Source organism: Azospirillum mesophilum (genome assembly GCF_053470405.2).
In genome coordinates, this window is sequence record NZ_JBPXMQ020000016.1 from 34,026 (window position 1) to 59,561 (window position 25,536).

The window sequence follows — 25,536 nt, forward strand, 5'->3', positions numbered from 1 at the left end:
CTGTGTCCACCCCCATCACGAAACACATCGGCCAGGGCGAGCTTTTCCTGCCGCTGCTGCACGTCCTGGAGGACGCCCCGAAGGGGCTGGCGGCGGCGGATGCGGTGGCGGCTGTCGCCGACCGCCTGAACCTGCCGGAAGAGCGCCGCCGGGAGACGGTGGAGCTTGCCTCCGGCACCTACCGCGCGCTGGACCGGGACGTGCGATGGGCGCGCCAGAAGGCCGTCCTCACCGGACTGGTGGACGGCTCGGTGCGCAACCTGTGGCGCCTGACGCCCAAGGGGAAGCGGGACCTGTGCTGCGCCATGCCGGGCGTGGTGATCACCGTGTTCGAAACGGCCAACGGTGCTGCCTTGTGGGCGGAGGCCGAGAGCGCCTTCGGGCACATCGCCGATGGCTCGCTGGGCCTGATCTTCACGTCCCCGCCGTATCCGATCCTGCGTGGCAAAGACTACCAAGACACCACCGACGTCGGCTCTTACCTGGACTGGCTGACCGGCCTCGCGCGGGAATTCAAGCGCAGCTTGGCCCCGGACGGCTCCCTGATCTTGAACCTGGGCGATGCTTGGCAGTCGGGCAGCCCGACCCTCAGCGTGTACCAGGAGCGCCTGATCCTGAAGCTCGTGGACGATCTCGGGTTCCACTTGGCCCAGCGTTGCCAGTGGCACAACCCGGCGGCGCTGCCTTCGCCGGCGCAGTGGGTTACGGTTAAGCGGGTCCGGTTGAGCCAGAAGGTCGAAACCCTGTGGTGGCTGTCGCCGTCGGCCAACCCCAAGGCCGACAACCGGCGCTGCCTCCAGCCCTACAGCGAGGCGATGGTCAAGCGCTTGGCGCAGGGCGGCGAAAAGGGCGCGTCGCGGCCCTCCGGCCACGTGCTGGCGGCCGGGGCCTTCGGCGCCGACCACGGCGGCAGCATCATGCCCAACATCGTGATCGCGCCGAACACCGCGTCCAACTCGGCGTACCACCGGTACTGCCGCGACCAGAACCTGCCGATTCACCCCGCCCGGTTCCCCGCGGCCATCGTCGAGCCCTTCGTCAAGCTGACCACCGACCCCGGTGACGTGGTGTGTGATCCGTTCAGCGGGAGCGGGGTCACGGCGGCTGTGGCGGAGCGCCTCGGCCGGCGCTGGATCGCCGTCGAGAAGAGCCTGACTTACCTGCGTGGCGCGGTCGGCCGGTTCGATCCGGGGGCGCTCAGCGTGGCGGCGTAGCGCGCGCCGTCACGCCTTCGGCCCCCGCCCCGGATTGCCCGGCACGTCGCGCTGCGCGCCCCAATCCGGGCGCGCGTACACCCGCGTGCCGCAGCCCGTGCAGCGCCCGATGATCGCCGGAACCGGCATGTCCGGCCCGAAGCGGCGGATCAGGTCCTCGACGGACAGCGACGCCGCACGGCCGCAGGCGATGCAGTGGAACAGCACCGGGAGACCGTGGTGAGCGTCGCGCAGATGCGCCAGCGTCGCGGCGCCCTCCAGCGACCTCACTCGTCCCATTCGGGCTGGCCCTCCGGCGGGGGCGGGGGCTCCGGCGGCGGCTCCTCCGCTGCCGGCAGCCACCACGCGTCGGGGATCACGACGACCTGGCTGCCGTCGGGGGCCACCACGATCACGCCGTCGTTGGAGGCGTTGATGCGCGCCATCCAGCCGGGCAGATCGGCGGCGAACTCCTCGGCGGGCACCGTCCTCAAGGCTGGTGCTGGCCAGCGGCGCGCGGCGGGTGTGGGGGGTGGTCCGGCCAGGAGGGCGTGATCCACTTCGGGGCGGTGGGCGCGTCGGACATCTGTGTTCTCCGTGGATCGTATTCGCGGCGGCGTCGCTGCATGTTCACCTCTTGTTCGCGTCCGCGCAACAGGAAAGCGGCAGGCTCCGGATGAGCCGGTCGGAACGTTCAGGCAGCGGAGGCGTCGGTTTCGCGGCAAGGCGCCAGTATCCTCGCGTCTTCCGTTGCCCAGCGGTCCGCTTCGTATCCTGTTGTTTTCCGTTGTCCGAAATGGATGGCAATAATCCCATCCACAAACGATAAGCGGGGCCGCTTTCTCGCTTTATGGTCCGACACACAATGCTACGCTGCCGATGTCGAATACATCGATCAGCACAAGAGGCGCGTCGTGGACAACATCCGGCACATCGCTCATCTCACCATCTCGGAGAACCGGGGGCGTCCGCGACTTTGGGTGGACGGTAAGAGGCTCGCCGACATCGGCGCTGTGCGGGGCAGCCGCTTCGACCTCACCACCGACCCGGCGGGCCAGCAGATCGTGATCGACATCACCGAGACCGGCGCGCGCAAGGTGTCGGGCAAGCCTGACGGCCGCCCGGTGATCGACGTGGTTGGTCAGCAGGTCGGCGCGGTGTTCCCGGCAGGAACCCAGGTGCAGGTCGTGTTCCAACCCGGCCGCATCACCGTCTCGGTCCGGCCCCGCGATGGTGCCGCGGCCGAGCGCGCCGCCCGGCTTGCCCGCAAACTCGCCAACGGTGATCCGCTGGACGTCGGCGCGCTGTCCTTCGGCATGGGGGTGCTCGACGCCGCGATCGCCGAGGGCCTGCACGCTGCCGGCATCAAGACGCACCTGCGCTGGGCGGTGGACATCGACGGCGACGCCCTGGAGCACGCGGCGACGCGCAACCCGGTGTGGCGCCCGGACACAATCTCCGTGGCGGCGGACATGGCCCAGGTCGACCCGGCGCTTCTGCCGCGGGTCGACGCCATTGTCGCGGGGTTGCCTTGTGTCAGCCACAGTCGGGCGGGGCGGGCCAAGCAGCGCAGCCAGGACCGGGGGCTGACGCACCCGGAGGGGCATGAGGCCGGATCCCTGTTCGTGGACCTCATCCGCTTCGTCGTGGCGATGAACCCGGCCGTGGTGGTGCTGGAGAATGTGACGCAGTTCCTGAACTCCGCCGCCTACGCCTGTTTGAAAGTGGTCCTTGGCAAGCTGCAATTCTCCGTCACCGAGACCACCCTCGAAGCCACCGACTTCGGCTGCAACGAGCGGCGGGAACGAATGGTGATGGTGGCCAACACCGGAGCGCCCATCGACCTCACCGGGCTCGCCCCGAACATCCCGCCTGCGCCGCTCGCCGCGGTGCTGGAGGACATCCCGGCGTCCGACCCGCGGTGGCGCTCCCATGCGCATCACGTGGCGAAGCAGGAGCGCGGCGCGGACAAGGGCCAGAACTTCAAGCTGCAGCTCGTACGGTCGACGGACCGCGTCGTCGGGACCATCGGGGCCGGGTATGCCCGTGACCGCACGACCGAGCCCCACATCCAATCCGCCGAGGACCCGACCCGCTCCCGTCTGCTCACGGTGAAAGAGCATGCCCGGATCAAGCGGGTGCCGGAGGCCCTGGTGGAAGGGCTCGGGCACACGTTCGGCCACAAGCTGCTCGGGCAAGGGATTGCGTTCACGCCGTTCGTGGCCGTCGGTCGCCGCCTCGGCAGCGCGCTGAAGGGGCGCACGCTCCACCGGTCGACGGCGCGCGTCGCGGTCACCGCCCGGCCCGTGCCCCAGGTCCAACTCCCGCCGCCGGCCGTCGCGCAGACCGTCATGGCGCGCCGCGCCCGTGCAACTCCCCCTCTTCTGAACGGCGCGGAGGCCTGCCCCGGCCTCTTCCCCCCCGCCGTCCCAGCCTCACACCAACCGCTTGCCCGGAGTGCCCGCCCATGCAGAGCGTCCTGCCCTTCGCCGTCACCGCGCAAAAGCCCGCCCGGCGCCGTCGGGCCGCACCGATCCGGCGCCGCGCCCAAGTGACCGAATCGTGGCCGCTCGACGGGCGAATAAATGTCGTGCTTTTCGCGGGACTAGGCGGGGCCTGCCAAGGCCTGGAGCGCGCCGGGCTGCCGGTGCACGTCGCGGTCAACCACGATAAGGTAGCCATCGCCGCGCATCGCGCGCTGAACCCACACACCCGTCACTTCCAGGGTGACATCTTCGACGCGGATCCCGTAGCATGTGTTTCAGGGCGGGAAGTTCATGTGCTATGGGCAAGCCCTGATTGCAGGGACCACAGCTCCGCCAAAGGTGGTGCCCCTCTCAGCGCGCGCGTTCGCTCGCTTCCCTGGCAGGTCTGCCGCTGGGCGGCCAAAACCAATCCTTCCATCATATTTGTCGAAAATGTCAGAGAAATCAGGGGTTGGGGAAGGCTCGTCGCGAAGCGGGACCCGGCCACGGGGCGCGTGATCAAGCGGGACAAGACCGTGGCCGCCCCTGGCGAGCGTGTGCCCGTTCAGGACCAGATGCTGGTGCGTGATCCCAAGCGGACCGGGCAGACCTTCCGCCGCTGGGTCGAACACCTGCGCGCCCTCGGGTACGAGTACGAGGACCGCGATCTGTGCTGCGCCGAACACGGCGTTCCGACCAGCCGCCGCCGCTTCTTCGCGGTGGCGCGCCGGGATGGCCTGCCCATCCGCTGGCCGGAGGTGACCCACGCGCCCCAGGCCGAGGCGCCGGCGCGCGGCATGCCGGCGTGGCGCGGTGCGGCGGAGATCGTCGACTGGACGCTTCCCCTGCCGTCGATCTTCGACCGCCCGAAGCCGCTGGCCGAGGCGACGCAGAAGCGGATCGCGGTGGGCCTGCGCCGCTTCGTCCTCAATCACGCCCTCCCCGTTCCTGATCCACCTGACGCACGGCGGCCGCGAGCACTCCGTCGCTGATCCGATTCCGACCATCACCAGCGCGCACCGGGGCGAAATGGCCGTCGTCGGCCCGACCATCGTGCCGGTCTGCCATTCCGCCGGGGACCGGGTGCCGCACGACGGACGCCTGCCGCTCCCCACCATCACCACGGCCAAGGGCGGGGAACTCGCCGTTGCCGCCGCGCGCGTTGCGCCCTATCCCGCCGCGGCCGCCTTTATCGAGGAGCACCAGACCGGTTCCGTCGGTCAGGCCGCGTCGCAGCCGCTCGGCACGCAGACGCAGAAGGACCACCACGCCGTCGTCGCGGCCTGGATGGTCCAGCACAACACGGGCGTCATCGGCCACCACCCGCTGGAGCCGACCTCGACCCTGACGACGCTCGGCACCCAGCAGCAGGTGGCCGCGGCCTACATCACTGAGTTTCGCGGATCCTCGCTGGACGGGCAGCGGATCACCGAGCCCGTGGCGACCCTGTGCACCGGGGGCAACCGGGGCGGTGGGCACTCCGGCGTGACCGCCGCCTTCCTGGCGGAATGCCCAGCCGGGGAAGAGCGGCGCGCGGAGGCCGCGGCCCCCGGCGGCTCCGCTGCGGCCGACGATCCCACGCTGTCCACCGAGCAGCTCGCCCGCGCTCGGGAGATCGCCGTGTTCCTGCGCCGCTACGGATGCTGGTCCGGCGGGGATCTCGTGACGCTCACGATCGGTGGCACGACCTGGCTCGTCGTCGACATCGGCATGCGCATGTTGACCGCTGCCGAGGCGGCGGCGGCCCACGAATTGAAGCTCCCGGTGGAGATCGAGGTGGACGGCAAGCGCCGTCCCCTCACCAAGACCGAGGCGATGCGCCTGATCGGCAACTCGGTGCCGCAGCGGATGGCCTATCTGATCGCCCGCTGCAACGTGCACCATGCCCTGGACGGGCTCGCGCAGAGGGAAGCGGCGGGAGCCGTGATGGTGGCTTAACGACGACACTCCAGCGCTGAGCCGCCCGCGATGCCCGCTCAGTTGTTCGGACCGAGCTTCCGAATGTGCTGAATCATCCTGTTGCATGCCGGGGCCATCAGCGCCGCCGCGTCTTCGCCGGGTTCGTAACGGTAGGGAATGGTCGTGATGCCGGCGTAGTCGCTGGGGAGCTTCACCTTTTCATCGCGCGGCTCCATGAGAATGGCCCGCGCACGCCCCAGTCGGCCGATGAACATGCCGAGTTCGAACACGACGTTGTCCCGCGGCGCCGGCCACTTGGTGTCGCGACTCACGGTCATGTCGTCCGGGTGGGCAATCGCGATCGCGAAATCCGATTGGTCAAGCTGGTCCTCAAGGCTCTGCAGCGTATAGCTGGCCACCTTGAACACCCCGTCCGTCCAGAGCGTGGGCGTCACCGGTTCATGTTCGAACGCGTTCTGGATGGTGCGCGCGATGGGTAGCGCCTCGGCGGACGAGATGATGAAGACCTTGATCTTGTCGCGATACGCGCTGATCAGCGCGTTGCGCTGACGAAGGCGTGCTGCGAGCACTTGGCCGATGCGGCGCCAGAGCACCGGAAACGCATCGCCGAGTTGGGTCAGTTGCGGTTCGGTCAGCTTGGCAACGACGCTCGCCTCCTTCGCCTTGACGGTGGCCGCGCGCCGCTGGATCGGCTCGATGGCGGCCATCTCGCCGACGTGGTCACCTGGTCCGCGGGTCGCAACCTCGCGCCCGTTCACGATCACCGAAAAGGTCCCGCCCAGGATCAGGAAGATGTCGGTGTCGTCCGCTTCCTGTTCGATGATGACGGTGTTGGGCTGGATGTCCTGCAGCTCCACCATGTCGGCGAGTATGGCGGCCATTTCCTGAGTGCCCGCCACCAGCTTCTGACGGCAAAGCATTTCGACGAGGCGGCGCTTGCCGTCCTCTCCTTCAAAACGTTCCTTCAAGACTCACCTTTGGGGTTGTCGTGGCGCGGTTCACCGTTCGCCTTGAACGGGCAAGCGTCCATGGTTCCGCAGCAGGTGAAGCCTCCGGCCTTCAGGGCGGCGATGTATCCCGCCTCGGTTCGCTGCAGGTCGTGAACGTGCCCGATCACGTCGATAAGAAAGTCCATGTGGTCGGAGCAGTCGCGCCGGCTGACCGGACGGCCCTTCCGCGTCCGCCCGCAGGGGCAGGCCTTTCGCAGGTTCACCAGCGCCGTTGGCCGGTTCTTCGCCTTGGCGACGACGCGCCGTCCGTTGAGCAGCAACGCCAGGCCTTTGCGGTCGACCGTGATCTCCCGGCGCCTGACGGCGCACGCGAGGGCCGGAGACACCAGCGCGGCTTTCAGTTCTGCCAGTTGCTGGTGGAGCGCGGCCTTGCCGTGCGCCCAGCCGAATTCGGCCGGCCAGCGGCGGGTAACGTTGGTGCGCAGCTGCTGCCTCAGATACGCCACCAGCGCGTCGAGCCACTGGCGCGCCCCGTCCTCCGTGGAAGCGTCGATCGGCGCGCCGTCCCGCCAGTAGAGGCAAAACGTGCCGTCCTCGTTGATGTGCCGTTCCGGGCAGGCCGACGGGAGGCGGCGGTTGGAGGAGCCGGGGGCCTCGCGGGCCACCAGGTCACCGACGCGCGTCTCGACCGCGATGTCGAACGGCACCAGCCTCCCGGAGGCCATGGGAATGCTGATGCGCAGCGCCGCCCGCCCCGGCGACATGGACAGCACCTCGTGCCCATCGGCCAGGGCGGTGCGGCAGAGCCGGCTGATCTGAGGGCTGCGCACCAGCGCGTCCAGGCTTCCGGCCGTCTCGGGTGCGGCAGCGGTGCTCACCAGTGGCGGTCCGAGTGCGGCCGGGCGTCGGCTTCCTCTGCCCGGCGGATATAGGCCGGGGCAACCTCCATCGCGGCTTTGACCACCGCCTTGGCCGTGCTGTCGCCGGCGTCGTCGAGCGCCTCCACCGCATCGTCGTACGTCAGGCCGGCGCGGCGACGATCTTCCCCGAACAGTTCCTGGACGCCGGCCGTCGCCGCGGCGTAGGCCGCTTCGCCCAGAGCCGTTTGGCTGCCGTCGCAGCCGGACTGTTCGCGCTCGGCCCGGAAGGTGGCGCGGCCGATGGAGCAGCGGTTGCGCGCGCCGCGCACGCCGAGACGGGTCAGCGATGCCGGGCCAAGGTCAATGCCGATGGCCAACCCAAGCTCGTCGATGCCCTCGACTTTCTCCTTGGCAAGGTCGAAGCTGGAGCGCATGGCCGCGGCACAGAGCACCGCAGTGGAAACGCTCGCCTCCCGGTCGGTCACCTTGGCGCCTTCCGCCAGGACGCCGTGCACGCAATCCCCAATGAACCGTACCTTCAAGCCGCCGAAGTCGCTGTGGAGCACGCTGTCCAGTTCGGACCGCAGCACATGGAGCGCACGCACCACCGCCTCCGGATCGTCCTGCAGGTTCTTCGCCACGTAGGCCGTGAAGCCATCAATGTCCGCGTAGATGCTGCAGCTGTCGATATGGCGGGAGCCGCCAGGGCCGACGGTATCGAAGGTTTCGTCGAAGTCGCGCAGCGGTGGCGTCGGCCGCGTGAACTCGAACTCCTTGAGGGGGTGGCTTGCCAGCTCCTCCTCCCAGGTGTCGAGGCAACTTTCCTTGGTGATGCCGATGTCCGCAGCCTCCTCCGCACCGGCGATCTCGGCGTCGGTCAGCGGGGTGTTCTTCGGATCCTCGACCTCCTCGTAGCCGGCCACGGCGCGTGCGTTCGGGGTGACGAAAATGCCGGGCGTGGCGCCCGCGGCGAATTTGGCCGCCAAGTTGGCCGGGTTGCCCAGGAACAGCGGTTCACGGCTGCCCCGCCGTCCGTTGTTGACCGCAAGCGCCAGACCACTGTCGATGCCGACGCGCACCACGGCCGCCGGCAGCACGTCGTTGGGGTCGGACACTTCGGCCAGCAGGTCGACGATCAGGCTGGCGATGGCCACCGCCTTGTGAATGCGCTTTGCTTCGTCGTTCAGTGGATGCGTGACAACGGCGTGGAGGCGCTGGTTGTGGAAGTCGACCTTCACGGCGCCAGCCCCGTTCAGGATGGCTTCCACGGCGCGCTGGTGGAGGTTGAGGAAGCGGAGCACGCGGCGGTGCTTCTGCTCGGTTTCGCTGTCAGTGCCCAGCAGCGATTCGGCGTTCAGCAGGTCGATGTAGAGGTGGACCGCGTTCACCCGATACGCGTCGGTGACCTTGATGCCGTCGAGGCTCATCTCCCGCGTGAAGTCCTTGACGGTCACTTTGTCCACCGCCGCCAGAGCCTTCCCGATCCGGTCAGCGGCCTTGCTTTCCTTCCATGCCACGTGCGTCACTCCGTCAAACGTTGGTCGCGTCCAGTCGGCGCGCGCCACCACCCTGGCTGGCGCGCACCTCGCCCGCGGCTTCCGGTTCGGCGGTCGTGCCCTTGGGTTCCGCAATTACGAGGTGTTTCATAGATACAATAGACTTTTGGAGAATCAAGGGACAGCAGGTGGTAACCTAAAAGAGTTAACCCGATGCGCGGCGCACCGGCTTTGCTCGCCACTGGTGTGGGGGCGGCCACCTCTTCACGGCAGCGCGGCGGGGTGGCTGCCTCTTTGCTGGGGGCGCACGCCGAGGCAGGCGGCGGATGCGGTGATACGCCCCAAAGCCCCGATCGTTTGCAGCCTGCCCAGGCTCATCCCTCCGCCAGACTGATTTCCACGCCCGGTCCAAGTGGCTGGCCGAAACCGTGCATTCGGCCAAGGTGCCGGGCTCAGGAGCTTGCCGGGGCGGCTTGGTGCGCGTCGTCGCGAATGCGCTGAGGCCCTGTTTACCAAGCCGGACGCTTGTTGAATGCCAGGGCGCTCATCTGGCCGGCGATGCGGCCCGGATCGTCGATGAACGGGCTGTATGCGACGATCCCCTCGGATACAAAGCTGCCGCCCGCCCGCCGACGTGGCTCCGTCTTGGTATCGGCGGGGTTGCCCATCAACCACGTGTAGAACTTCACGAGGGCGCCCACGATGAAGGCCAGCACAACCAATCCCGCCATGTTCGCCTCCAGCGTCTGCCAACGCCGACATTGTAGCGCACTTGCGCTACGATAGCAAACAGAAGCGTAGTGCGCTTGCGCTACGCGTTGCATAAGGGTATGCTCGCCTCATGACCCAGGATCGAGCCAGAAAGATCTTGAGCCTCTTCGGCTGGGGGCCATCCGAGACCGCGCGGCGGTTCAACCGAGTTGCCGGGACGCGGTACACGCGGCAGCACGTCAATGAGCAGGTGAATGGGGCGCGCGGCGTGTCGATGCCGCTGGCCGTCTTTCTGCGGATGGCGGTGCGCGTGGCGGTATTGGAACGACGCCGGGGCGCGGCCAAGGGATCGTAACCGGCAGGAAAAATATGTCGCCGCCGACGGCTCTAGTGCACGTCGAGAACCTGCAATTTTGCCACCGTGCAGGTGGCCCGCCGTATCACTGCGATGCGGCCCTTCCCTTCAGGAGTGATAGACCATGGGCACCGATAGCACGAGCGAAAAGCTTTTCAGTGTCGGTTGGACCGGCGGCCCCTCTGCCGTCTCCGTCTCCGTTTATACCGACCACGCCAAGGTGACGCGCTGGAATGACAGCCGGGCGAAGAATCTCCCGCTGACCACCGAGCAAGTCTCCGCGCTTCAGAAGATTTGGCAGGAGACGCAGAGCCAGGGCGACACGGCGTGCGCGACGGCGGTCGCCCTGGAGGCGAACCGGCTGACGAGCTACGCCATCGGCTCCTTTTCTTCGGAGGCGGGTGGTGACATCGGCGATTGGCACACCCGCCAGATGGAGAGCATCGAGGAGGCTGCCCGCTGGAGCCGTTGACCTAGACATCGCCATTCCCGGCGCTCGCCGCTCAGCGGCGCGCGACCGGGAACAGAAACACGGGCGTTCGAACTGAGCCTGCCGCTCAGACAACCACCGGTTCTGGAGGAAGCAAGACCGGCCAGGGGCGAGTGACGCTCGCCTGTCTGGCCGGTCGGGTCTCGTGCGTCGGTTTCGGTTTGCGACGAACGGTGTTGCCGTCCGCCCTGGATCAGTATGCGAAGGGCGTGAGGCTGCCGCTCATTTCGACGCTTGCACCTTGTCGTTCGGGTCCGTCCAGCGGCACCGCAGCTCGGTGGGAACGGCCGGAGGCTCGCTCAGGCCGCGTTCGGCCTTCAGCAGCGCCGGGAACGACGTGTTGATGTCAGCGCCGGAGAGCCAGCAGTCGCGGCGGTTCCACCAGTGCCAGACTCCCTCGCGCTCGGCGAACTGGTCCAGGCTTGGCGAGCTTTCCTGGATGCCCTTACGGGCTTCGGACGTCCAGAGCGCGGAGCGGACGCGCGACTGCAGGTATAGGCTGCCGTGGAACAGGATGGTGGTGGTCGCCGAGCTGGTGAGCACCCCCAGCGTTTCCTCGTGGATCATCAGGCGGGCGGAGTCTGGAAGCTTGCGCTCCTGCCCGGCGAGCCAGAGAGGCACGCAGGCCGAGGCGCAGACACCGTCGTCCCTCACTTCCGTGACGATGGTCCGGTCAGGCGGAAGGCCCTTCAGCAGGTCGATCATGTCCTTCATGGCCATGACCATGCCGCCTTCGCTGTCGAGTTCGATGCGAAGGGGTTCGCTCGACGGCGTGGTCGCCAGAATCTTCACCAGAGCGCGCGAGAAGCTCTTCTTGGTTTCGGTCGTGATCATGCCCTTGACAACCAGGGTTGACCCGCTCGGCTCGGGGACGATCGCCTCGTCAGGGGGCGCGCTGGTGTCGAAGAGGCCTGCCGCGTGGGCGAGGAGGACTGCAGCGACGGCGGTGCCGATCACCGTGCGGGCGGTGATCCCGTGCCACATGCGGCGAAACTCCGCCTCGTCGAAGCGGTACTTGGCGGACTCCGCGTCGAAGTTGCGCTGGACGGCGGCCCGGTCCAGCTTGCACAGGAGCGCCGCCACGGCCCAGTACCCGAGGGCGGCGAGACCCACCGCGATGACCACCGCCAGGCCCACGGCGGCAGTGGGGGAGGTTTCGCCATTCATGTCCCTCAGCATGGTGACGACGCCAGCGAAGAACAGGGCCAAAGGCACCGGAACGGCGAGATAGAGGATCGGCAGCGCGGGGCGCAGGACCGGGGCCAAAGCCAGCAGTCCCATCTCCACGACGATGGTCACGCAGTACAACGCGAGAGGCAAGGCGGGGAGCACGAAAATCTCCTTTTCGATGTAGCCGGGTTGGCGACGCTCTGATTGAGATGCGTGAGGGCACCCTACCACCTTCGGAGCGGGTATTCCTTGATTCTGCGTTTTTTCCCCGCGCGCTCCGGCCAGGACGGGGTTCGGGTCGCCCCGGTCCACCCGACCTCATCGTCCGCTTGCGACCGCGTTGCGTCATGCCGGTTCGCGCCATGGCGCGGAAGGGATCAGGTCCGCGCGTGATGTTTTTCTCTTCTGATCTCACGAGTAAAGACCCGCACTGACAGCGCGCCGATGTTCCAGTTCCTGGAATTAAACGCTCGCAGTCTTCCGGTTTGTTCTTGTTGGTGCTGTGGTGTCGGCTCACGTTGTCTTCACCGACGCACACCACAGGCCAATAGCCCGGAGGACACATGGACACCCACAGAACTGTCGCGGTCCGCAAGCCGGTTGGTTGCTTGCCCGTAGCCAACGACACCATCGCCCACCACCCGCTGACCGGGGAACCCCGCAACTCCGAGCGCGGCGAGTGGGTGCGCACAGGCCTGGACAGCTTCGCCCGCACCACCTTCGGCGGGCGGACCTTCACCGGCATGGTCGAGCAGCACGGCCTGGAGGGGGACGCGCCGACCGTCATCCAGGACTTCATCACCGATGGGCTCCACATGGCGATGGCGATCGGCATGACCGAGGACGCCGCCGTGGAGATGGCCGAGCGCGCCATCCGCATGTTCGCGGACGAGGTCGTGCAGGAGCAGGATGCCACCGAGGAGGCCGCGTGATGCCCGACTTCCCCTTTCTCACCACCATCACCGCGCCCGACGCCGCCACCGCCAAGGCGCTCCGCGACCAGATCGCGGCCTTCGTCGCCACCACGCTGCTCAAGCCCGCCGGGGCGAGCGTCAGCGTCTGCGCCGTGTCCCAGGACCCCGCCCGCGACGCGCTGATCCGCGAGACGGCGCAGGAGATGGCCTGCGTTTGCGAGGGCGAGCTGGAGATCAACGACTGCTCCATCGTCAGCGAGGGGTCCGACAACGGGGCCTACGTGCAGTCCTGGCTGTGGGTGCCCTTCCGGGGCACCGACCTGGACAAGGACGTGATCGCCGCCGTCGACGCCGCGCTGGAGCACGCCCGGGCCCACGACTACCGCCCCGGCCCCGACGACGACGACATGATCGACACCATGCTCGTCGCGGCCTGCGAGGCGCACGGCCTGGACCTTTCCGAGCGCCAGTGCCAGCGGGCCGTCGCCCAGCTGCGCGATCGCGTCGACGAGCTGGACGAGCAGCCCGCTGCGCTGCGCGAGGCGGCGTGATGCTGACCGCCGCCAACGGCCAACCGCTCGTCCTCTGGACGCCGCTCCTCGACGCGATCGGCGTGTCCGGCGTGGTGTACCGCAAGGACGCCGCGCCGGACGGCGCGCACCTGTACCGCGCCGTCGCGCCCGATGACCGGCCCATCGAGGAGAACCACGACGCCATCGACGACGGCCGCTGGTGCGACTCCACCGCCCAGGACCTGCGCGCCGATGTCGAAATGCGCGAGGCCGTGCGCCTGATCCTGGCAGGGCTGCGCGACGCCCTTGGACCCGACGCGGCGGCCGCCGCCGACCGTGACATGGCCAGCTTCCCGCCACTGCCCGAGACGTGGCGTCCCGATCCCCTCACGGCGCTGCAGCTCGGCCGGGCGCTGCGGGACCCGCCGGAGGAAGCGGAGGCCGCGCCTTATCCGTGGGGCGGCTGACGCCCCACGACCCGGCCAGGGTAAGTGTTCCGGCGCCGTCGGCCGGTCCGGCCTCGCGCGCGGATCGGCCCGCAGCGTCTGGGCGGTTCGTGTTCTCAATGGACAGAGTTCGCGCGACTATCCCGCCTTGCTCGTCACTAACGGACCCTAGCTGGTAATCCGATACTATAAACAAACGCCAATAAAGACCGGCTTTATTGTTGTCGAGGCTTTGGTTCTCTTTAAAATGGGCAACAACACAGCGCGCCAAACCCACCCCGGCGAGGCCAGCGCGACCGCCAGCCCGACACAAAAGGCCCCGGCCATGACCGACAGCCGCTACCAAATTCTCGTCAACGGCAAGCCCGCTCTCTTCGGTGACGCCGGGTCCGTGGGCGTCGTCTTCAACAACCTGACGGGCGTCAACTTCCAGGACGCGCCGTGCCAGTTCGGCGGCCACGCCGCGTACCTGCGCTACATGGGCCACGCGATGCTGGACGACGAAAACGGCCTGGTCGCGGGCACCGAGCTGGCCGTCCGCGCGCCGGACGGCGCCACGGTTGCGCGCCACGTGCTGGGCGACCCCGCGCCCGCCCGCTTGCGGCTCAGCGCGCTCGCGCTCGCCTCCTGATCCAACCGCTTCTGACAGGTGATCGTCATGGCCGAGAAGCCGCTTGCGCCCGTCCATTCCTGACCGGAGTTCGCCGCCATGTCCCACCGCATCGTCTTCCGCCATCTCGCCGTGCGTGTCGCCGTCGGCGCTTTCCCTGCCCTGCCGCGTCCCTTCGGCACGCGCCATGAGGACGTCGTGCTGCTGCTGGAGGAGGGCGGCGACAACAACGTCATCCACCAGGACGGGCGGGTGAGCCGCTCCTGGAGCGTGCTCGCCGCCGGAGCTGCGTGGGAGGTGATGCGCGACGCGGTGCGGTTCGCCGCCGCGTGCGAGGGCGGCGGGATGAAGCTGCGCGGCCGCGACACCAAGGCCGAGGCCTACATCGCCGCCGTGCGCCGCGCCGTCGCGGGGGCGGTGCCGCACACGGAGGTGGTGCAGGCCGGCGCCGCGATCACCGGGCGGTTCACCCTGCGCGACGCGGTGGCGGCCACTCTGTCCGCCTATTATCGGGATGCGCTCGCCCTGCTGCGCGCCCACAAGCCGGGCACGGAGCGCGACGGCCCCGATGGTCTGGAACGCGCCTGCGTGTTCAACCTTCTCGACCCGGCCGACCTGCAGCTTTTCCTCTGCACCCGCCATCTGGACGGCGCGCGCGCCGCCGCCAGCCCGTCCCTCACGGTGGACTGGTGGAACCAGACCGAACCGCGCGACGTGGACCGGCTGTTCTGCGGCCCCGACGTGCGCCTCTTTGCCTGATCCCTTCCCTCAACGACCGCGTGACAGGAGATCGTCCATGGCTGCTCCCTCCACCCGCCTGTCCTTCACCATCCCCTGGCCCGAGGGCGTTTCGCGCCACGCCATCGCGCTTGCCCGCGCCGTCGACGCCATCGGCTTCGGCCAGGTGGACCCGGACGACGACCGCGACGCCGCCGAGTGGATCACGTTCAACGGCAGCAGCGACGCGGTCTTCACCGCCGCCCGCGCGATCCACGCCGAGGTGGGCACCGACACCGGCTGCGCCTGGTCCCTCGACGAGGCCGGGCGGCTGTGGGTCCGCGACGGACAGGGGCGCGCGGCGGTCGACGCGGTGGTGGGCGTGATCCGGGCCACGCTGCGCACCTTCGGCCGCAACGACCATGTCGGCTTTGCCTGGGCCGACACCAGCCCTCGCCCGAGCGCCGACACCTTCGGCGGCGGCGCCACGGTGGTCACCCGCCACGCGGTGAACACCTTCTGCACCGCGCAGTGGCTGCAGCAGCAGCTCTGCCCCCAGCCCGCGCAAGCGGCGGCGTAAGCCGCCCCTCCCCGTCCCGCCCATCGCTCCCGCCGCTTCACCGGATCGCTTCCATGACCACGCCCATCCCTTTCGTTGATTTGACGCCGATCGTCATGCAGGCCGGTCCCGGCCAGCCGTACGACGGGTACAAGAAGGCGACGGACTGGCTGATCCGGTGGCACGGCGGGACCGATTGGGACACGGTGTTCGTCGAGCGCGACACGGTCACGCTGGCCCAGGTCGGAAAATGCTCCGTGAGGGTCTCGCTGGCGCTGACCCGAAACGGCCTCTGGCTGAGCGGCAGCGACTACAACGCGCACCTGGTCAGCTGCCTCGACGGCGTCAGCGTCTGGGCGCGGCGGGGCTACCGGTCGCGCGAGGACGCGATCCGGGCCGAGGCGGCGCGGTGCGCCGAGGTCTTCGCCACGGAGGCCAAGTCGCAGAGCAGCCTCGCCACGTCCGGCACGCGCCGCGACTGCGCGCGCATGGCCGAGTTGCTGACCGCCATCGCCTATCCCGAGCAGACGGCTTTGTTCGATGCCTTTGCGCCCGCCGACACCGCGACGGCGCTCCCGGCCCAGGCAGCGCCCACGACGGTCGCCCCGGCGGTCGCCGCGAAGGCGATGACCGCCGCGCCCACGCCCGTCCAGCTCAGCATGTTCTGACGCCTGCCGTCTTCCGGTGGCTCCCCCCTTCCTTTCATTCCATTGCATACGGGGCTCTTGCTATGACTCTCGACTTCTACACGGCCAACGCCGCCGAACGCCCGCACGTCTCGATTTACGAGACCGGCACCGACAAGGTGCTCTGCGAGGTGCCGATCCACGACACCGGAAACGACGCGGCGGACGTGCGCGCGGCGGAGCGGATCGCGGAGCGCGTCCTGGACGCTCTGAAGGACTTCGACCGCTCTTCGTCCGCCGATGGGGGCGATGCCCCGGCCTTCGTGCCCCCGTCCGACCTCACGAACGTTTCCAACCGGTTCTCGGTCGCTTTCACCACCCAACTCGTCTTCGACCGTCCGCTCAGCCAGGCCGAGCAGAAGCACGTCCTCGACAAGCTCCGCTTCGCCCTGCAGACGCAGTTCGACGGCGCTGCGGGCCTCCTGCCGGCCGACAGCGCGGCCGATCTGACCGGCTGGTCCGTCGCCCCGGCGCCGGCCAGGGTGCCGGTGTTCGTCGGCCTCTACGACCATCGCCACGGCACCACCGTCGAGGTGCACGCCACGCGCGAGGCGGCGGAAGCCGAGAAGGCCGCGACCGCACGCACCTGGTGGGCGGAGCGCACCGATCGCTCGGCTCCCGACGATCACACCAGCCTGACCGACCAGGAGGTGATCGTCGCCTACTTCGACGGCCACCCGTCGGAAACCTATGTCATCGAGGAGCGGCAGGTGCCCCTCCATGCGTGACCAGCTGACCCTGGACCTCACGCCGCCGCCCGCCGCCCGTGCGTGTCAGCGCTGGACGGCGGGCCGCGCCTCCTACCGCTCGGCGGGCGAGCCCATCGACCCGCGCCGATACGGCGTGGAGGAGATCGATGAGGGCGCCGCCCGCGCCTTTGTGATGCAGCACCATTACAGCGGCAGCTATCCGGCCGCGCTCTTCCGCGTGGGGTTGTTCCGCACGGCGCCGTTCCGCCGCGCCGAGCTGGTCGGTACGGCCGTCTTCTCGGTGCCGATGAACCCCAACGCGGTGGCGGCGCACGCCGGCACCAGCGCGGGGTGCGAGCTTGGCCGATTTGTGCTGGTGGATGAGGTGGAGGCGAACGGCGAGAGCCATTTTCTGGCGCGCGCATTCGATCTGCTGGCGGCCCTGCGGGACGGCGGCGGCGCCCAGCGCTTCCGGGCCGTGCTCTCCTACAGCGATCCGGTGCCGCGCTCCAGCGTCGACGGGGCGGTCACCCTGCCAGGGCATGTAGGCGTGGTGTATCAGGCATCAAACGCCCGTTACGTCGGGCGCAGCGAGCCGCGCACCCACATCCTGGACCAAGCCGGGCGGATCATCAGCCCGCGCGCCCTCACCAAGCTGCGCAAGGACGAGCGCGGGGCCGCCTACGCTTACGAGCGGCTGCGCGTGGCCGGCGCCCCGCCCCGGCTTCCCTTCGAGTCCGGCCGGGATTACGTCCGGCGCGCCCTGGCCGAAGGCCCCTTCCGGCGCCTGAAGCATAACGGCAATCACACCTACGTCTTCGCGGTGGGGGACCGCCGGACCCGCTGGGACACCAGCCGGACCTTCGCGCCAGCGCTCCCCTATCCGAAGAAAGGCCTGCCGGTCGCAGAGTGAGGCAAGGTCGCCGTCGTCTCCGGTCCGCTGATTATTCGAAAAGCGGGGCCGCTTTTCTGCTCTTAGCATTAAGCGGGACCGGTTATATTCGCGCATGTGCTGCAGCGCCTTGCGCGCACTGCCGCCCCACCCTACGCTTCCCCTCGGCCTTGGATGACCGCGCCGCGCGTGATGCGCGCTGTCATTCTGACGCTGGAGCTGCCCATGACCGCCCCGAACACCTGTTCGTCTGACGAAGTCCGGCCTCACGCGGCGCTCGACGTCGCTCGCAAGGCTTTGGCGACGATCCTGCCGTCCATGGCGACTTTCGCCGGCCGCCCGACCTCCGGCACGGTTCTTGTGCGCAGCCTCCGTGGCCAGCCGTGGGACGGGTATTACACGCGCGTCGCCGGCCACAGCGTCGCGGTCCAGAAGTTCGGCCCCACGCTCATCGTCGGGCGATCGCCCGCCCCGTGGCAGCAGGACGCGGACCTGGTTCTCCGTGGCGCCGAGCTGCTCGCGGAGTTGCGCGCGGTCTTTGGGATCCCTGTCCCGTCCCGGGCCGACGAAGACTCCGCCGCACCGCCGACGAGCCCGCCCGCATCGGCCGTCCCGTCGAGCGCGCCGCCCGCCCCCACCCCGGCGCCCAGTGCGGTTCCCGATGCCGCCGACACTGCGGCCGACACCGCCGACCTCAGCGATGACGAGCCCGATATCACCGAGGACCCCGCCCTGGATCAGGCGGTCTCCAGCGGGTCACGGCGCCTGTTCGGCGTCTACCGGCACTTCGCCGTGCCAGCCGATGCGATCCCGCCGGAACTGGCGGGCGTCGCCGACGGCTCTGCCGATCTGGAGGCTGTCCTGCGCCGCACGCTGCGCTACACCGGCGCCGGCGCGCGAGGCTACCGCCCAACCTTCCGGCCCGTGCTCGGCAACTTCGTCCTGGAGATCCCCGGCGATGTGCCCGACCGTCCCTACGGGCTGCGCGAGCTGTCTTACGAGGAGATGCGCGACCTCAACCGGGCCGATGGCGCGGCGCGGCTGGCTGCCGCTCGGGCGCGGTCCGCAGCTACCACCGCAACTCCATCCGATACGCCGGCGCCAGCCCCGTCCCCGCCCCCGGATCCCGCGGAGCGCAAACCGGCCCAGCCATCTCCGCCGCCGGTCCGGCAACTGGCCCTGTTCTGACCGGACCCTCTGCCCGGCGCGCAGATCGGTTTGTGCGCCGCATGAGAGACCCCGCTTTGCCGAAACGGCAGAAGCGACCCCGCTTACCACTCTCCTTTTCCGGGTGCTCGCGTCGTTGTACCTTCTCCACTGGACGCAGGCCCTCGCGACACCTCGCGCGCACCCGGCCCGTCCCAAAAGCTCGGATCCTCATGGCCCACGACACTCTCACCGCCGTCGACAATCTCACCGCCGCCCTCGCCCGTCAGGCCACGGTCCGTGCCGCCCTGGCGGCCGGGGTCAAGCATTTCGACCGGGCGGGCCGGCTGCTGGCCTCGGAGCGCGACGTGCTGACCGCCCTCTACCGCGACGGCTCGGTCTCCCTCGACAGCACCGTGCGCGGGGAGCGGTTCTTCGGCGCCGACTTCCAACCCGACCTGGAGCGGCCGGCCCTCGCCCAGACACCGCCTGCCGGCATAGCCTGATCCGGCCAGGTGCGCTGGGAGCCACCGCGAGCGGGGCGTGCCCATCCCAACCTCCTGACCGCCGGCCCAGGAACGGCAGCTTGGCCCGCCGTCCCGCCCGCTGGGCCAGCCTGCCGCCGCGCTCCAGCTCCACAGTTCCCAATTATCCCGGTTGTCGGGCGCAGGCCTTCGGTCTGGCCGGCGTGTAGGTCGTGCGGTCGGCCTCCGTCGTCGCCACCACCATGCGCCGGCGCACCAACCCCCGTGCCCGCATGAAGTGGACTTCCTTTGCTTGCCAGTTCGTCCCGGGCGGCGGGTGAAGACGCCAGAAGTGCCCGTGCGGATTCGACGACAATGTCCAACCGGCCAGGAGTTGGTCGAAGAGAGCCCTTTGGCCGGGGCTCAACGGCGGCAGGTCGGCTTTCCCCTCGACCTCTTCCAGTTCGAGCGTGTCCGGCGCGGGCACAAAGATGTCGGCGGGTGTCCAGACCGGTTCCTCGTCCGGATCCTCGACATGAATCGGCGGCATCGATGCTTCCCCTGGATTCTCAATTCACGACGAAGCGCCCGGTCATGCCTTGCTCGGCATGGCCGGGGATGTCGCAGGCGTATTCGAGGTCCTCTACGGCCCCGAACGTCCATACGAGACTGCGCGTCTCGCCCGCTGGCACGGTCACCGCGTTCGGGGCCGAATGTGCCATGTCTGGCATCTCCCGCATCATGGTCCGATGCGCGATGTGCTCGCCAGGGCTGGCGATGGTGAATTCGTGGGGAATTGCGCCACGGTTCTCGATGACGAACCTGATCGTTTCGCCCGGCTTCACGGCGATGCGTTTTTCACGGAAAGCCGTGTCCACCGCCTGGACCGTTATGGTGCGGGTCGCTTCCACCGCCTTTCCAGGGCCGCCGATGTCCTGGGCGGAGGCATGCCCATGACCCTGATGCCCGTGAGTGTGCTGTTCATGAGCGTTCCCGGCCAGCAGGGTGTCCGAGAGCAGGCTGACGGAGAGGGCAGCGCAAAGGGCTGCGCGCTTGAGCATGGGAAACACTGTGTTTTTCTTCTGAGCCGATATTGTGGTGCTGCGGGCGTGCCGCGTGGGCATTGCCCCGTCATGCGAACGGATCGCGCGGCCCCGTCGGCGCGTCGGGCGGCGGCAGCTCGGCCGGCAGGTCCGGGTCCGCCTCCAGCGCCGCCACGGTGGCGTCGAGCAGCGCCTTGAGGGCACGCGCGCGCTCCAGGCCCGTCTTGTCCCTGGTCAGGTCGAGGGAGCCGAACAGGGACACGCGGTCGACGCAATTCTCCACGGACAGATCCCCGATGGACAGCGCCTGCGTCTCATTGGCGAAGGGCTTCAGATCGGACGACATCACGCACCTCCACGACGCCCGCGGGCCATCGGCGCGGGCAGTTGAATGGCCGTCTGCTTCACCGCTTCCGGCAGGGCAGGAAACACGTCGATCCCCGTCATGTCGCGCAACTGCGCGATGGACACGGCCTGCCAAGCGCTGCCCGGGGCATTGTCGGTGAGATACGCGGCGGCCCCGTTGAGCGCCGGGATGTAGACCGCCTTGGCGATGCGCGCTGGTATAGCAACGCGATTGCGCAGCCACCGCGTCTGAGCACCGGCGAAGACCGGCAGCGTCACCACCCACGCCTCGCCGTGGCGCTCCGCCAGCGTACGCGTGGCGATCTCCAACTCCGCCCAGACGCCGCGATTGTTCTCGGGCACTTGAGGGATCATGTTCGCCAGCGAAAAGGATTCGCCCTGCGACACCGGGTCGTCGAAGTCGGCCGCAGGCGTGAGATGGCCACGGTCATAGCCGCTGCGCGCGTAGTCGCTCAGCAGCGCCCGTTCTTCTCCGGGCAGGCGTGCATCTTCGTGGAACGTGTCGCTCGCTTCGGTGCGGTGCTGGTGCTTGGCCGCCGCCACGCGGCGGGCCGTCAGATGGTCGGCGGAGTAGAGCGCCGTCCGCGTCAGACCGGAATGCAGCACGGCGAACTCGGAGAAGCAGAGATCCCGCGTCTTGGCCGCGAGCTTGGGATTGACCAGGTCGGGCGCCTGCCCGCCGAGGAAGTGGGCGGGGCAGGCCGTGGACGCGGCGTCCGCCCCGCCGGTGGCGAACAGCAGGAACGCGGCGAGGCCTGTGGAAAGCGCCAGGGTGCGCATGGGATCGCCTCACGGATGAGATGGACATGACCACTCCGGCGCGACACGCGTGCTGCCGGAGCAAGGACACGGCATTGTACCACAACCGCTCATGCGCTCAACCGCGCCTCCGCGCTTTGGGGAGCCTGGCGCGATCGCCGCGCTTCACGCGAGGTTGACCCGCGCCACCACGACGTTGCCGCGTCCCTCGTACTCCAGAGCGTCGAACGACAGCATGCGCGCCATGGCGATCCCCCGCCCGTGCGCATGGAAGGCGTGATCGAGGTCGATGTGCGCGTAGGCGCGCCAGTCGAACCCGTCGCCGTCATCCTCGATCCGGATCACCGCTCCATCCGGACCGCGCTCGTACCGGACGGACACCGACCGCGCCGAGCGCGCGGGCTCCGCGAGCCGGCGCTCGATCTCTTCGGCCAGGGCGCCCTCCTCGAGCAGCGCCTGCTTGCGGGCGGAGCCGATCCCGAGGTTGCCGTGCTCGATCGCGTTCAGCAGCAGCTCCAGCACGCCGAAGCTGATGTTCCGGCCAGGGGCGTTGACGGCGATGCCCAAGGACACGGCGATGTCGTTCGCCTCGGCCGGGCTGCGGATGACGAACTCGGCGTGGCGCAGGTGCCTGAGTCCGCCTTCGCGCGACGCGACCTCCCGCTGCAGCGACCGGTAGCGGTCGCGCAGCCGCGCGGCGGTCCCGGCCAGGGCGCGCACCTGGGCGCGGTCCACCGGCTTGGTGAGGTAGGCGAAGCACCCGGCGGCCAGGCCGGAGCGGACGTCCTCCAGCCGGTCGGCGGCGGTCTGCAGGATCACCGGGATGTAGCCGTGCGCCGGGCTCGTGCGCAGCGCCGCCATCACGTCCAGGCCGGTCATGTCGGGGAGCGTGCGGTCCAGCAGGATTACGTCGATCCGATGATCCTCCGTCCCCAGCACCTCCAGCGCCCCCTGCCCCGTCTCGGCCTCCAGGCAGTCGAAGCCGATGGTGGTCAGGTGCCGGCGCAAAATGCTGCGCGCGAACGGGTCATCGTCAACGATTAGGGCCGCCATCGCCGGCATGGATCCTCATCACCGCAAGATCAATGGGTTGGCGGGCATGGTATCCGAAAGCAGTCGCGAGCGCAAATCCCTGTCATGGCTGTCCTGCGTTCTGTATTGCTTGCGCTCGCCGCTGCGCTGCGATAATGTTCGGACAGAGTTCATCTGTGGTAATGGGAGCGGGATAAATGCAATACCAAGTGGACACGGAAAGCGGCATCACGCGCGTTGTTTTGAGCGGGGTGATGAACTATTCCGATCAGGCGGCATATCGCGATATTTCTAAGATCATCCAGGGCGCCTCGTCTCCGGTCGTCATCGATGTCTCGGAGGTCGGCGGCGCCGACACCGCCGCGCTCGGCTTCTTCGTGCTTGCCCACAGCGAGGCCAAGCGGCGCGGCGTCGACTTCCAGGTCGCCAACCCGGTGCCGCAGGTCAAGCAGCTCATGCAGGCCGCGCGGCTCGACCGTATGATCGACATCGCCTGATATCCTGCTTCGGCGGGCAACGCACAGCCCGCCCCTGATCCAGCACGGCGCCGTCCCGACCGGGGCGCCGTGCTGGAGGCGCTTCAGGCGCCGCCCAGCGCGTTAGCGGCGCCGGGCATCAATCCCCGCCCAGCGTTGCCCAGACCGCATCCAGCGTCCGAAAATTCAGCTCTGGCTCGTGATCCCAGCCAGGGGCGCCACTCTCGCCTCAGGGCCGCGGGCCGAAGGGCCAGAACACGACCGCCGCAAGCAGCGCCGCCACGCCGAACCAGTGCAGCGCTGTCCCGGCCACCCGCGCCACCTTTGGCCCGACCCCCCACTCCACTGCCAGGGTGACCGCCTGCGCGCCGTCGAACTGCGGCAGCGGCAACGCGTTGAACGCGCCGATGCCCAGCGACATCGCCCCGGCCATGTGGGCGAGCTGCATCACCGCCGGTCCGCCGGTCACTGGCGGCGCCGGCCGCGCTGTCGTCAGGCCCGCGCCGGTCAGCACCCGCGCCAGCAGATCGAAGAATTCATGCGCCATCCCGGCCAGGAGGGCGATGGCCGCCCGCATCCCGTCCGCACCGCCCGCCCCCGCCGTCTCGCCGGCAAGGAGTGCCGCCACCACCCCATGCAGCACCAGCGCGCCCATTCCGAACACGAGGCTCGTTGCCGGTCCGGCAAGGACGATGACCAGCCGCTTCCATGCGGGAACCGTGTTCTGTACGGATTCGGACAGGCGCACCCAGCCGATCACCGGCACCACCGCGACCCGCCACTCCACTCCGGCTGCGTTGGTCCAGCGCAGCAGGCGCGGGCCGACACCGATCCGCACGCTGTCCACCGGCGCGCCCATCATCCTGGCCGCCCAGTAGTGCCCAGCCTCGTGGACAGCCATCACGGCGCCCATCATCACCGCCATCAGCAGGAGGGTCGCCAGAACCATCACCCAAGCCACGGTCGTCCCCTCCTGCCACGGGCGCGGAGGCGCGACACCCCGCCGACCGCCGCCCCTACCCGGAGATGTACCCGGCGCGCGGCCCGATGCTCCCGAACCACCAGTGGTTCAGCCACATCTTCGCCACCGCCTCCTCCGACGCGAGCGGGACTTTGACGTACTGCACGCGCTCGGGCAAGACCAGCCGCAGGTACCCGTACCGCGCGGCCTCGTACGGCTCCAGCCGCTCGTCCTTGGCGTGCTCGAGCAGCACGCCGTAGACCGACATCTGCGCCACGTCGCGGTCGTACACGATGGCGCGGCGCCGGGTCTTCGTCTCGACGGGAACGAGACAGCCGTCCGCCGTCACGTAGACCTGGTCAGGCTGCCCAGCCAGGGGGATCGGGGCGAGCGCACGCAGCGGCTCTTCCGACAGCAGCAGCTGTGCGGTGCGCAACTCCGCCGGCATGCGCTCGCGATCCATCCAGCGCTCACGCCGCACCCGCTCCTGCAGTTCATCGTAGTTCGCCATCGGATCGCCCCCTTACCCCCGGTGTCCGCTCCTGACCGGCACTCCCATGTCCGGCGCCTCCGGTACTCAGTGCGCTTGATAGCGCCGCACCATCGCGTCGTGCGCCGCGTGCAGCGCCGTGCCGCGCGCCCGGTCCGCCTCCGTGCCGCGCGCCAGCCCGCGCTCGTCCGCGAACAGCTTCGCAAGGTCGGTCGGGCTCGCCAGATGGCGACGCGCAAATTCCGGCCAGGACGGGTGACGGGAGGCCGTCACCAGAGCCCGGTGCGGCTCGGTCTGGAACAGGTCCAGAGAGACGCCGAAGCGGTGCATCTCCAGGCCCTCATACAGCGCCTGCCAGCGCGCCAAATCCCGAGACGTTCCCATGGCTGCCTCCACCGTTCCGAGCGTCATGCTCTAGGCGCAACCAAGCACAATCTCAGCCGGACGCAAGCGCTATCCGAGGCGGCGAATTTTATACGGATGGGATGGTTTTGATTCACACCGGACGGGAACACGGCGGCCGGTTTGCCAGCCGCCGTTCCCCAGGTTCGTCAGCCGCCCGTGCGCTCCGGTGTGGGCACCGACGCCGCAGCGTCGCTCCGATCGGGGCTCGTGTCGGTGTCATCCGTCCCGGCGTCGATCCCAGCCAGGAGGGCGTCCATCGGGTGCCCCTCATGCTGGGCCGCCATCTTCACCGCCCGCATCATCCGGCCAAGCACGTCGGTGCGGCGCCGCACGCCTTCCAACACGTCCTCGGCTTCGGCGATGGCCGCCAACTCCCACGGGCGCGCGTCGGGGAAGTCGTCCGGCAGGTACCGCCATTCCCCCGACCGCCCGAACTTGCGCGGTTGGAGTTTCCGGTTTTCGACCCCGCCGTAGAACGTGACCTTCGCCCAATACGCCCCGACCCCGCCAGAGAGAGGCTTGGCCACCGGGATGTACTGGCCCCACTGTGACGACGGCTGCGCGTTGCGCACCCGCCAGTGCTCCTCGTAGAAGCGCCCCATCGCCTCTTTGGCGATCTCCAGCAACCGGGCGCGGTCAGCCGCGATCGCGTGCAGAATCGCGCGATAGAGTTCCGGGTCGCTCGTCCCGGACAGGGGGCCAGCCAGGGGGGTGTTGTCCGTCATTCTGCCCTCTCCACCGATGTCCTGCCGCCCGGAA

34 protein-coding genes are annotated in these 25,536 nt (G+C 69.0%); 18 read left to right on the plus strand and 16 right to left on the minus strand.

What is annotated here, in order from left to right; all coding sequences use genetic code 11:
- The first annotated feature begins 2 nt into the window (after positions 1-2).
- Positions 3-1,214 (plus strand): DNA methyltransferase, encoded by a 1,212-nt coding sequence (locus tag ACSVC7_RS16810; RefSeq protein WP_448205343.1) that lies wholly within the window; start codon positions 3-5, stop codon positions 1,212-1,214.
- Between the two features lie 9 nt (positions 1,215-1,223).
- Here ACSVC7_RS16810 and ACSVC7_RS16815 read toward each other — a convergent pair whose 3' ends face one another.
- Both ACSVC7_RS16815 and ACSVC7_RS16820 read right to left on the minus strand, forming a co-directional pair.
- A complete protein-coding gene (locus tag ACSVC7_RS16815) occupies positions 1,224-1,493 on the minus strand; it encodes a hypothetical protein (RefSeq protein WP_448205344.1) in 270 nt (89 codons plus the stop codon).
- A complete protein-coding gene (locus ACSVC7_RS16820; RefSeq protein WP_448205345.1) occupies positions 1,481-1,687 on the minus strand; it encodes a hypothetical protein in 207 nt (68 codons plus the stop codon). The genes ACSVC7_RS16815 and ACSVC7_RS16820 overlap by 13 nt, the downstream gene beginning before the upstream one ends.
- Before the next feature lie 486 nt (positions 1,688-2,173).
- On the opposite strand from ACSVC7_RS16820, the gene ACSVC7_RS16825 reads away from it, so the two are divergent.
- Genes ACSVC7_RS16825 through ACSVC7_RS16835 form a run of 3 tightly spaced genes read left to right on the plus strand, consistent with a single transcriptional unit; the run spans position 2,174 to position 5,596 of the window.
- Complete coding sequence (locus ACSVC7_RS16825; RefSeq protein WP_483508435.1) at positions 2,174-3,748, plus strand: DNA cytosine methyltransferase; 1,575 nt, start codon at positions 2,174-2,176, stop codon at positions 3,746-3,748.
- Complete coding sequence (locus ACSVC7_RS16830) at positions 3,661-4,650, plus strand: DNA cytosine methyltransferase (RefSeq protein ID WP_448205347.1); 990 nt, start codon at positions 3,661-3,663, stop codon at positions 4,648-4,650. Before ACSVC7_RS16825 ends, ACSVC7_RS16830 begins: the two co-directional genes overlap by 88 nt.
- Before the next feature lie 37 nt (positions 4,651-4,687).
- A complete protein-coding gene (locus tag ACSVC7_RS16835; protein WP_448205348.1) occupies positions 4,688-5,596 on the plus strand; it encodes a hypothetical protein in 909 nt (302 codons plus the stop codon).
- Between the two features lie 38 nt (positions 5,597-5,634).
- On the opposite strand, the gene ACSVC7_RS16840 is transcribed toward ACSVC7_RS16835, so the two are convergent.
- The 4 genes from ACSVC7_RS16840 to ACSVC7_RS16855 form a co-directional block, all read right to left on the minus strand.
- The gene (locus tag ACSVC7_RS16840) at positions 5,635-6,546 is read right to left on the minus strand and encodes a TIR domain-containing protein (RefSeq protein WP_448205349.1); all 912 of its coding nucleotides are present in this window, start codon (positions 6,544-6,546) and stop codon (positions 5,635-5,637) included.
- Positions 6,543-7,406, minus strand: coding sequence for an E2 domain-containing protein (locus ACSVC7_RS16845; RefSeq protein WP_448205350.1), 864 nt, complete (start codon positions 7,404-7,406; stop codon positions 6,543-6,545). Before ACSVC7_RS16845 ends, ACSVC7_RS16840 begins: the two co-directional genes overlap by 4 nt.
- On the minus strand, positions 7,403-8,905 hold the full coding sequence (locus tag ACSVC7_RS16850) for an adenylate/guanylate cyclase domain-containing protein (RefSeq protein ID WP_483508437.1): 1,503 nt from the start codon (positions 8,903-8,905) through the stop codon (positions 7,403-7,405). Before ACSVC7_RS16850 ends, ACSVC7_RS16845 begins: the two co-directional genes overlap by 4 nt.
- Positions 8,906-9,393: 488 nt before the next feature.
- Complete coding sequence (locus ACSVC7_RS16855) at positions 9,394-9,615, minus strand: hypothetical protein (RefSeq protein ID WP_448205352.1); 222 nt, start codon at positions 9,613-9,615, stop codon at positions 9,394-9,396.
- A 110-nt stretch (positions 9,616-9,725) separates the two neighbouring features.
- On the opposite strand from ACSVC7_RS16855, the gene ACSVC7_RS16860 reads away from it, so the two are divergent.
- Positions 9,726-9,950, plus strand: a complete 225-nt coding sequence (locus tag ACSVC7_RS16860; RefSeq protein WP_448205353.1) for a hypothetical protein — start codon at positions 9,726-9,728, stop codon at positions 9,948-9,950.
- A gap of 124 nt (positions 9,951-10,074) precedes the next feature.
- On the plus strand, positions 10,075-10,422 hold the full coding sequence (locus ACSVC7_RS16865; RefSeq protein WP_448205354.1) for a hypothetical protein: 348 nt from the start codon (positions 10,075-10,077) through the stop codon (positions 10,420-10,422).
- Positions 10,423-10,662: 240 nt separating this feature from the next.
- On the opposite strand, the gene ACSVC7_RS16870 is transcribed toward ACSVC7_RS16865, so the two are convergent.
- Entirely contained in the window at positions 10,663-11,772 is a 1,110-nt protein-coding gene (locus ACSVC7_RS16870) for an ATP-dependent Clp protease proteolytic subunit (RefSeq protein ID WP_448205355.1), read from the minus strand.
- Positions 11,773-12,173: 401 nt separating this feature from the next.
- On the opposite strand from ACSVC7_RS16870, the gene ACSVC7_RS16875 reads away from it, so the two are divergent.
- The 11 genes from ACSVC7_RS16875 (at position 12,174) to ACSVC7_RS16925 (ending at position 19,287) form a co-directional block, all read left to right on the plus strand.
- On the plus strand, positions 12,174-12,542 hold the full coding sequence (locus ACSVC7_RS16875) for a hypothetical protein (RefSeq protein ID WP_483508440.1): 369 nt from the start codon (positions 12,174-12,176) through the stop codon (positions 12,540-12,542).
- Positions 12,542-13,075 carry a hypothetical protein gene (locus ACSVC7_RS16880; RefSeq protein WP_448205357.1) on the plus strand — a complete coding sequence of 178 codons (534 nt, stop codon included), beginning with the start codon at positions 12,542-12,544 and terminating at the stop codon, positions 13,073-13,075. The genes ACSVC7_RS16875 and ACSVC7_RS16880 overlap by 1 nt, the downstream gene beginning before the upstream one ends.
- Positions 13,075-13,503, plus strand: a complete 429-nt coding sequence (locus ACSVC7_RS16885; RefSeq protein ID WP_448205358.1) for a hypothetical protein — start codon at positions 13,075-13,077, stop codon at positions 13,501-13,503. Before ACSVC7_RS16880 ends, ACSVC7_RS16885 begins: the two co-directional genes overlap by 1 nt.
- Before the next feature lie 304 nt (positions 13,504-13,807).
- Complete coding sequence (locus tag ACSVC7_RS16890) at positions 13,808-14,113, plus strand: DUF7688 family protein (protein WP_448205359.1); 306 nt, start codon at positions 13,808-13,810, stop codon at positions 14,111-14,113.
- A gap of 78 nt (positions 14,114-14,191) precedes the next feature.
- Positions 14,192-14,851, plus strand: coding sequence for a hypothetical protein (locus tag ACSVC7_RS16895; RefSeq protein WP_448205360.1), 660 nt, complete (start codon positions 14,192-14,194; stop codon positions 14,849-14,851).
- A gap of 37 nt (positions 14,852-14,888) precedes the next feature.
- Positions 14,889-15,389, plus strand: a complete 501-nt coding sequence (locus tag ACSVC7_RS16900; RefSeq protein WP_448205361.1) for a hypothetical protein — start codon at positions 14,889-14,891, stop codon at positions 15,387-15,389.
- Between the two features lie 53 nt (positions 15,390-15,442).
- Positions 15,443-16,036, plus strand: coding sequence for a hypothetical protein (locus tag ACSVC7_RS16905; RefSeq protein ID WP_448205362.1), 594 nt, complete (start codon positions 15,443-15,445; stop codon positions 16,034-16,036).
- A 62-nt stretch (positions 16,037-16,098) separates the two neighbouring features.
- Positions 16,099-16,782, plus strand: coding sequence for a hypothetical protein (locus tag ACSVC7_RS16910; protein WP_448205363.1), 684 nt, complete (start codon positions 16,099-16,101; stop codon positions 16,780-16,782).
- Entirely contained in the window at positions 16,775-17,656 is an 882-nt protein-coding gene (locus ACSVC7_RS16915; protein ID WP_448205364.1) for a Mom family adenine methylcarbamoylation protein, read from the plus strand. Before ACSVC7_RS16910 ends, ACSVC7_RS16915 begins: the two co-directional genes overlap by 8 nt.
- A 204-nt stretch (positions 17,657-17,860) precedes the next feature.
- On the plus strand, positions 17,861-18,823 hold the full coding sequence (locus ACSVC7_RS16920; protein ID WP_448205365.1) for a hypothetical protein: 963 nt from the start codon (positions 17,861-17,863) through the stop codon (positions 18,821-18,823).
- A 191-nt stretch (positions 18,824-19,014) separates the two neighbouring features.
- Positions 19,015-19,287 carry a hypothetical protein gene (locus ACSVC7_RS16925; RefSeq protein WP_448205366.1) on the plus strand — a complete coding sequence of 91 codons (273 nt, stop codon included), beginning with the start codon at positions 19,015-19,017 and terminating at the stop codon, positions 19,285-19,287.
- Positions 19,288-19,429: 142 nt separating this feature from the next.
- On the opposite strand, the gene ACSVC7_RS16930 is transcribed toward ACSVC7_RS16925, so the two are convergent.
- The 5 genes from ACSVC7_RS16930 to ACSVC7_RS16950 form a co-directional block, all read right to left on the minus strand.
- Positions 19,430-19,795: a hypothetical protein gene (locus tag ACSVC7_RS16930; RefSeq protein ID WP_448205367.1), complete on the minus strand. Its 366-nt coding sequence runs from the start codon at positions 19,793-19,795 to the stop codon at positions 19,430-19,432.
- A gap of 19 nt (positions 19,796-19,814) precedes the next feature.
- A complete protein-coding gene (locus ACSVC7_RS16935) occupies positions 19,815-20,369 on the minus strand; it encodes a cupredoxin domain-containing protein (protein WP_448205368.1) in 555 nt (184 codons plus the stop codon).
- 7 nt (positions 20,370-20,376) lie between these two features.
- Complete coding sequence (locus tag ACSVC7_RS16940; protein ID WP_448205369.1) at positions 20,377-20,634, minus strand: hypothetical protein; 258 nt, start codon at positions 20,632-20,634, stop codon at positions 20,377-20,379.
- Complete coding sequence (locus ACSVC7_RS16945; RefSeq protein WP_448205370.1) at positions 20,634-21,434, minus strand: DNA/RNA non-specific endonuclease; 801 nt, start codon at positions 21,432-21,434, stop codon at positions 20,634-20,636. Before ACSVC7_RS16945 ends, ACSVC7_RS16940 begins: the two co-directional genes overlap by 1 nt.
- Before the next feature lie 144 nt (positions 21,435-21,578).
- Complete coding sequence (locus ACSVC7_RS16950) at positions 21,579-22,466, minus strand: response regulator (RefSeq protein ID WP_448205371.1); 888 nt, start codon at positions 22,464-22,466, stop codon at positions 21,579-21,581.
- A 176-nt stretch (positions 22,467-22,642) separates the two neighbouring features.
- Here ACSVC7_RS16950 and ACSVC7_RS16955 point away from each other — a divergent pair, with 176 nt between their 5' ends.
- Positions 22,643-22,942 carry an STAS domain-containing protein gene (locus ACSVC7_RS16955; RefSeq protein ID WP_448205372.1) on the plus strand — a complete coding sequence of 100 codons (300 nt, stop codon included), beginning with the start codon at positions 22,643-22,645 and terminating at the stop codon, positions 22,940-22,942.
- Positions 22,943-23,150: 208 nt separating this feature from the next.
- Here the strand turns inward: ACSVC7_RS16955 and ACSVC7_RS16960 are convergent, their stop codons facing one another.
- From ACSVC7_RS16960 to mobI, 4 genes are all read right to left on the minus strand, one after another.
- Complete coding sequence (locus tag ACSVC7_RS16960) at positions 23,151-23,882, minus strand: site-2 protease family protein (protein WP_448205373.1); 732 nt, start codon at positions 23,880-23,882, stop codon at positions 23,151-23,153.
- A gap of 55 nt (positions 23,883-23,937) precedes the next feature.
- The gene (locus ACSVC7_RS16965) at positions 23,938-24,393 is read right to left on the minus strand and encodes a hypothetical protein (protein WP_448205374.1); all 456 of its coding nucleotides are present in this window, start codon (positions 24,391-24,393) and stop codon (positions 23,938-23,940) included.
- A gap of 66 nt (positions 24,394-24,459) precedes the next feature.
- Positions 24,460-24,756, minus strand: a complete 297-nt coding sequence (locus tag ACSVC7_RS16970; protein WP_448205375.1) for a hypothetical protein — start codon at positions 24,754-24,756, stop codon at positions 24,460-24,462.
- 167 nt (positions 24,757-24,923) lie between these two features.
- The gene (gene mobI, locus ACSVC7_RS16975; RefSeq protein ID WP_448205376.1) at positions 24,924-25,502 is read right to left on the minus strand and encodes a conjugative transfer protein MobI(A/C); all 579 of its coding nucleotides are present in this window, start codon (positions 25,500-25,502) and stop codon (positions 24,924-24,926) included.
- Positions 25,503-25,536 lie beyond the last annotated feature (34 nt).